Annotated in this window: 7 protein-coding genes; all 7 read left to right on the forward strand. The window is 37.8% G+C overall.

Features of this window, described 5'->3' with window-relative positions:
• The coding region (locus RT405_RS06700; RefSeq protein WP_313468606.1) for an LCP family protein at nt 1–700 on the forward strand (700 nt) is incomplete at its 5' end.
• A 166-nt stretch (nt 701–866) separates the two neighbouring features.
• Entirely contained in the window at nt 867–1,877 is a 1,011-nt protein-coding gene (gene galE, locus RT405_RS06705; protein WP_313468608.1) for a UDP-glucose 4-epimerase GalE, read from the forward strand.
• A gap of 60 nt (nt 1,878–1,937) precedes the next feature.
• Complete coding sequence (gene galU, locus RT405_RS06710) at nt 1,938–2,822, forward strand: UTP--glucose-1-phosphate uridylyltransferase GalU (RefSeq protein ID WP_313468610.1); 885 nt, start codon at nt 1,938–1,940, stop codon at nt 2,820–2,822.
• Nucleotides 2,823–2,900: 78 nt separating this feature from the next.
• The gene (locus RT405_RS06715) at nt 2,901–3,524 is read left to right on the forward strand and encodes an acetyltransferase (RefSeq protein WP_313468611.1); all 624 of its coding nucleotides are present in this window, start codon (nt 2,901–2,903) and stop codon (nt 3,522–3,524) included.
• Nucleotides 3,525–3,573: 49 nt separating this feature from the next.
• Entirely contained in the window at nt 3,574–4,716 is a 1,143-nt protein-coding gene (wecB, locus tag RT405_RS06720; protein ID WP_313468612.1) for a non-hydrolyzing UDP-N-acetylglucosamine 2-epimerase, read from the forward strand.
• 221 nt (nt 4,717–4,937) lie between these two features.
• Complete coding sequence (locus RT405_RS06725; RefSeq protein ID WP_313468614.1) at nt 4,938–5,675, forward strand: Wzz/FepE/Etk N-terminal domain-containing protein; 738 nt, start codon at nt 4,938–4,940, stop codon at nt 5,673–5,675.
• A gap of 11 nt (nt 5,676–5,686) precedes the next feature.
• Nucleotides 5,687–6,007, forward strand: a 321-nt coding sequence (locus tag RT405_RS06730) for a CpsD/CapB family tyrosine-protein kinase (RefSeq protein WP_313468616.1), incomplete at its 3' end; no start/stop codon positions are given.

Below are 6,007 nucleotides of genomic sequence, written 5' to 3' on the forward strand. Positions count from 1 at the left end.
AGGACGGACAGAACAAGGTCGGTCAGATACAATCATGGTGATGACAATCAATCCTAAAACAAACGAATCCAAAATTGTCAGCATTCCACGTGATACGTATACAGAAATTGTTGGTAAAGGTACAATGGATAAAATCAATCATGCATATGCCTTTGGCGGTACATCGATGTCAATGAACACCGTTCAAAAATTACTAGATATTCCAATTGATTATTACGTAGAAGTGAATATGCAAGGAATCAAAGATATTGTGGATGCAGTTGGCGGTATTCAAGTGACTAGTCCGCTATCATTCTCTATTGAAGGCTACAGTTTTACTGAAGGTCAAACTGAAAACCTAGATGGTGCAGCAGCCTTAGCTTATTCAAGAATGAGACACGAAGATCCCAAGGGTGATTATGGTCGCCAAGGAAGACAGCGCCAAGTTCTTGAAGCAATCGTTAAAAAAGCAGCCACTTTCTCGACAATTACGAATTACCAAAGTGTCCTTGGAACGATGGAAAACAACATGCAAACCAACTTATCATTTGATGACATGGTAGATATTTTTAGCAAATACCGTTCTGCTGCCGGTAATATCGAACAAGTTCAATTAGAAGGAACCGGTGTGATGATGAATAACATATCTTATCAACAAATTGCTCCTGAAGAACTTAACAAAGTATCTACTCTTTTAAGACAACAACTTGAACTAGAATAATTAACACTAAAAAGAAGCATTGCAAAATAAAAATTGCAGTGTTTCTTTTTTTGTTGAGATTCCTATAATAAACTAAGTGTTAAGATTGTTATTTCAACCATTGTATATTATGATTGGAAGGTAAGGTATTTCAATTCTAGTTAAATAAATTCAAAGGAGCGTTTAGATGGCCATTCTAGTTACAGGCGGTGCTGGTTATATTGGCAGTCACACAACAGTTGAATTATTAAATGCCGGATATGAAGTCGTGATCGTCGATGATTATTCAAACAGCAAACCGGAAGTATTGAAACGAATCAAAGAAATCACAGGGAAAGACGTTGCTTTTCATGAAGTAAATATTCTGGACAAAGCGTCACTTGAAGAAGTTTTTCAAGTACATGAGCTGGATGCTGTTATTCATTTTGCTGGGTACAAAGCAGTAGGGGAGTCAGTGGCTCAGCCGTTAAAATATTACCATAACAATTTGACCGGTACCTTTGTCTTAGTGGAGTTGATGGAAAAATATGATGTGAAAAAAATGGTCTTCAGTTCTTCGGCAACAGTTTATAGCATGAACAATGTATCACCATTGACAGAAGAGTTGCCATTGAGTACGACCAATCCGTACGGCACGACTAAAATGATGATCGAACAGATTTTGCAAGATGTTTACAAGGCAGATAATACTTGGAGTATTGCTTTGCTTCGCTATTTCAACCCGATTGGAGCTCATGAAAGCGGTCGAATCGGGGAAGACCCGAATGGTATACCGAATAATTTAATGCCGTATATCACACAAGTGGCTGTTGGCAAGCGCAAAGAATTAAGTGTTTTCGGAAATGATTATGATACACCAGATGGAACTGGCGTAAGGGATTACATTCATGTCGTTGATTTAGCTAAGGGACATTTAAAAGCAGTCGAAAAAGTATTGGAAACAGAACAGGTTGAAGCATATAATTTAGGGACAGGGAACGGCTACAGTGTACTGGATGTGGTAGCTAGTTTTGAAAAAGCAACTGGTCAAAAAATCCCCTATGTGTTAGCGGATAGAAGACCTGGTGATATTGCTCTCTATTATGCAGATGCTTCAAAAGCAGCAACTGAATTAAGTTGGAAAGCTTCTTTTGACTTAGAAGAAATGTGTCGTGATTCTTGGAGATGGCAAGAAAATAATCCTAATGGATATGAATAGGTAAATAAAAGAATCAATATAGTGAGTTGTTTTTTAGATCATATTAATGGAGGAAGTCAAATGCAAAAAGTTAGAAAAGCGGTTATTCCCGCAGCAGGTTTAGGAACACGTTTTTTACCAGCCACAAAAGCAATGGCCAAAGAAATGCTGCCAATCGTAGATAAGCCCACGATTCAATTTATTATTGAAGAAGCAATTGAATCTGGAATTGAAGAAATTCTAATTGTTACAGGAAGAAGCAAACGATCAATTGAAGATCATTTTGATTCAAACTTTGAATTAGAGCAAAATTTGGAAACTAAAGAAAAATGGGATTTGTTGAAACTAGTTGAAAGCACCACTAAAATCAAATTGCACTTTGTTCGTCAATCATATCCGAAAGGACTGGGAGATGCTGTACTTCATGCAAAAAGCTTTGTTGGAAATGAGCCATTTGTGGTCTTATTGGGTGATGACATGATGAAAGATGACATGCCTTTAACGAAACAATTAATGGATCAACATGATAAAACCGGCTTGTCAGTTTTAGCTACTATGCGGGTACCGGATAAAGATACCTCAAAATATGGTATTGTAGATCCGGCAGCAAAATTAGAAGAAGGACTTTATGAAGTCAAGCAATTTGTTGAAAAACCAAAGGCTGAAGAAGCACCAAGCAATTTAGCTATTATTGGACGTTACTTATTAAACCCCGAAATTTTTGAAATGCTGGAAAACCAAGCACCGGGAGCAGGGAATGAAGTTCAATTAACAGATGCTATCGAGCAATTGAATAAAACTCAAAAAGTATTGGCACATGAGTTTAAAGGAACACGCTATGATGTGGGAGACAAATTCGGCTTTATGACAACCAGTATTGAATATGGCTTAGAACATCCAGAAGTTAAAGACAACCTGAAAGAATACTTAATTCAATTGAGCAAAGAATTGCGTACACAAGGGTAAGCAAAAGGAAAGCATAGTCTAAAGAAAATTTGGCTGTGCTTTCTTTATCTGTTACGGAAAAAAGAGGTGAAGAATGGAATGGAGCGTATCTTAGTGTACGGTCAGGGCGGTCATAGCAAAGTTATCCAAATGATGATTTGCAATCAACGAAATAAGCAAGTTAGCTTGATAGCGGATGATGATGTCAGTAAAGTCAATGAAGAAGCAGCTGCAAGAGTGATCCTGGGTAAGCAATTAGCAGATTATCAGCAGAATTTTGACAGTATCGTAATAGCAATTGGAACAAATTCTATTCGGAAAAAAGTAGCAGAACAATATAAAAATTGGTCTTTTACATCAGTGATCGATGAAACAGCGTTGATAGCGGATGATGCAGTTATTGGAATAGGAACTGTGGTGATGCCTCGTAGTGTAATCCATCCCGCGGTGCGAATAGGTAAGCATTGTATTATCAACACAGGTGCAATTGTGGAACACGGTTGCAAAATAGGTGATTATTCCCATATTTCTCCCGGAGCAGTTTTGACTGGAAATGTCCAAATAGGTGAATTGGTTCATGTGGGAGCAAATGCTACAGTTCTGCCTGGAATAGTTATTGGTGATAACGCCATTATTGGAGCAGGAGCAGTGGTTACAAAAAATGTAGCTGCTGGTAGTGTAATGGTGGGGAACCCGGCTAAACCAATGAAAAAAAGAGAATAAGATTCTCTCATTTTTTTTACAGTATTCAATAAAGAAAGGAATGAAACGGATGAAAAAAATAAAAGTGATGACCGTTTTTGGCACAAGACCGGAAGCAATCAAAATGGCACCTTTGGTCTTGGAATTAGAACGTCAATCCGCATATTTTGAATCAGTAGTAGTAGTTACTGCTCAACATCGACAAATGCTGGACCAAGTATTGAGTATCTTTAACATTAAGCCAGATTATGACTTAGACATTATGAAAAGCCGACAAACATTAGCGCAAATCGCAGCCAATGTATTGTTGGGATTAGAAGAAGTGATGCAAAAAGAATATCCGGATATCGTTTTAGTGCATGGCGACACGACGACTACTTTCGCTGCAAGCATCTCGGCATTTTACAATCAAATTAAAATCGGACATGTGGAAGCTGGATTACGAACTTGGAATAAGAACTCCCCTTTTCCCGAAGAGATGAACCGACAAGTGACCGATGTCTTCTCTGATATCTATTTTGCTCCAACCAAAGAAAGCGCCGCTAATTTGTTAAAAGAAAATCACCCAGAAAGTCAAGTTTATGTGACAGGCAACACAGCCATTGATGCATTGGATGTCACTGTCAAAGACGACTATCACCATGAAGTATTAGATAAACTAACAGAAGGCAATCGTTTGATTTTGATGACGATGCACCGCAGAGAAAATCAAGGCGAACCGATGAAGCGTGTTTTTCGAGCTGTTCGTCAAGTAGTTGACACCTACCCTGATGTGGAGGTCGTTTATCCGGTCCATTTAAATCCACTCGTTCAAGAAATAGCAATTCGCGAACTAGGTGATCATGATCGGATTCATTTGATCGAACCGTTAGATGTAATTGATTTTCATAATATTGCCGCTAGAAGCTTCTTGATCATGAGTGATTCAGGTGGAGTACAAGAAGAAGCACCTTCGCTAGGTGTGCCGGTCCTAGTGTTGCGCGATACAACTGAGCGACCGGAAGGCGTTGCTGCCGGGACATTAAAACTAGTAGGAACAGAAACAAAAGATGTTGCGCAGGCCATGATAGATTTGTTAGACAATCTCGAACTACATCGTCAAATGGCTGAAACCAATAATCCTTATGGAGACGGTAAGACAGCCAGACGTATTTTAGATATTTTAGCTTATGAATTCGACTTGTCGAAAACAAAGCCGGAAGATTTTAAATAAATTCTACTTATTTATAATAGCAAAGCAATAATAAAAGAGAAGATTGAAAAATAGATTGATAAAAAATACGCTCACACTAACAATAAGTATGTTAAATTTCGTTTCAAATCTTATTTTAATAAAAAGTAGTCGAATGTGAGTAATAGTATGTTATAATGTTAGAGTATTTATTTTACAAGGAGAAAAAACGATTGATTAAAAGGTACACGTAGGAGGAGAATATGGAAGAAGAAATTAGTTTAGCGGAGTTATTCGCTATTTTAAAGAAAAGAATGCCAATGATTATCAGTGTTGGATTAGTGACATTGATCTTAGCTGCTGTTTTCACTTTTTTTATCGCAACACCGAAGTACAGTTCAACTACTCAAATATTGGTTAACCGTAAAACAGAATCAGCAGAAGGTATGCAGCTGAACGACATTAATACCAATGTTCAAATGATCAATACATATAAAGATATTATTAAAGGTCCAGTTATTTTGAATGAAGTGAGTGAAAAATTAGAAACAAATCTGACTACAGCTCAATTATCTAGTAAAATCGACATTGCAACTCAAGATAATTCTCAAGTGTTTTCATTAACTGTAACCGATGAAAGTCCTTTTGATGCAGCAGAAATAGCGAATGAAGTGGCCACAACATTCCAAAATGAAATTGGTAATATTATGAACGTTGAAAACGTGACGATCATTTCTGAGGCTATTCCAGATGGCAATCAGATTTCACCTAACAATCCACTCAACTTGGTAATTGGCTTAATAGTGGGCTTAATGCTGGGAGTAGGAGCAGCATTTTTATTAGAATTCATGGATAAATCTGTTCGAGATGAACGTTTTATTACAGAAGAATTGGGCTGGGCAAGCTTAGGCAATATTTCTGAGATGACACATTCTGAATTGTCTTCAAAAGCAGAACCGATCAAACAAACAAATACAAGAAGAACTCAAAGCAGAGTATAAGAGGTGAAAAAATGTTTAAAAAGAAGCTGAAAGAACAAAATGGCGAACGTCCAAGTCTGATTACTTTGACTCGCCCAAGTTCCGTCATAGCAGAACAATTCCGTACCATCCGGACAAATATCCAATTTTCAATGGTCGACCGCGACTTGAAAACATTATTGGTTACTTCGGCAGGGGCAGGCGCAGGAAAATCTACGGTGTCGGCTAACTTAGCTGTTACATTTGCTATGCAAGGTAAACGTGTTTTATTAGTGGATGCGGATATGCGTAAACCAACTGTTCACAAGACGTTCCGTTTGCCGAACCACGACGGTCTAACAACCTTGCTGACT

Origin of the sequence: Carnobacterium sp., assembly GCF_032094055.1 — a bacterium.
Lineage (GTDB): Bacteria > Bacillota > Bacilli > Lactobacillales > Carnobacteriaceae > Carnobacterium_A.

Bases quoted from the DNA above. Each gene is read 5' to 3' on its own strand.
- galE (WP_313468608.1), top strand. From the start codon at position 867: ATGGCCATTCTAGTTACAGGCGGTGCTGGTTATATTGGCAGTCACACA.
- galU (WP_313468610.1), top strand. From the start codon at position 1,938: ATGCAAAAAGTTAGAAAAGCGGTTATTCCCGCAGCAGGTTTAGGAACA.
- RT405_RS06715 (WP_313468611.1), top strand. From the start codon at position 2,901: ATGGAGCGTATCTTAGTGTACGGTCAGGGCGGTCATAGCAAAGTTATC.
- wecB (WP_313468612.1), top strand. From the start codon at position 3,574: ATGAAAAAAATAAAAGTGATGACCGTTTTTGGCACAAGACCGGAAGCA.
- RT405_RS06725 (WP_313468614.1), top strand. From the start codon at position 4,938: ATGGAAGAAGAAATTAGTTTAGCGGAGTTATTCGCTATTTTAAAGAAA.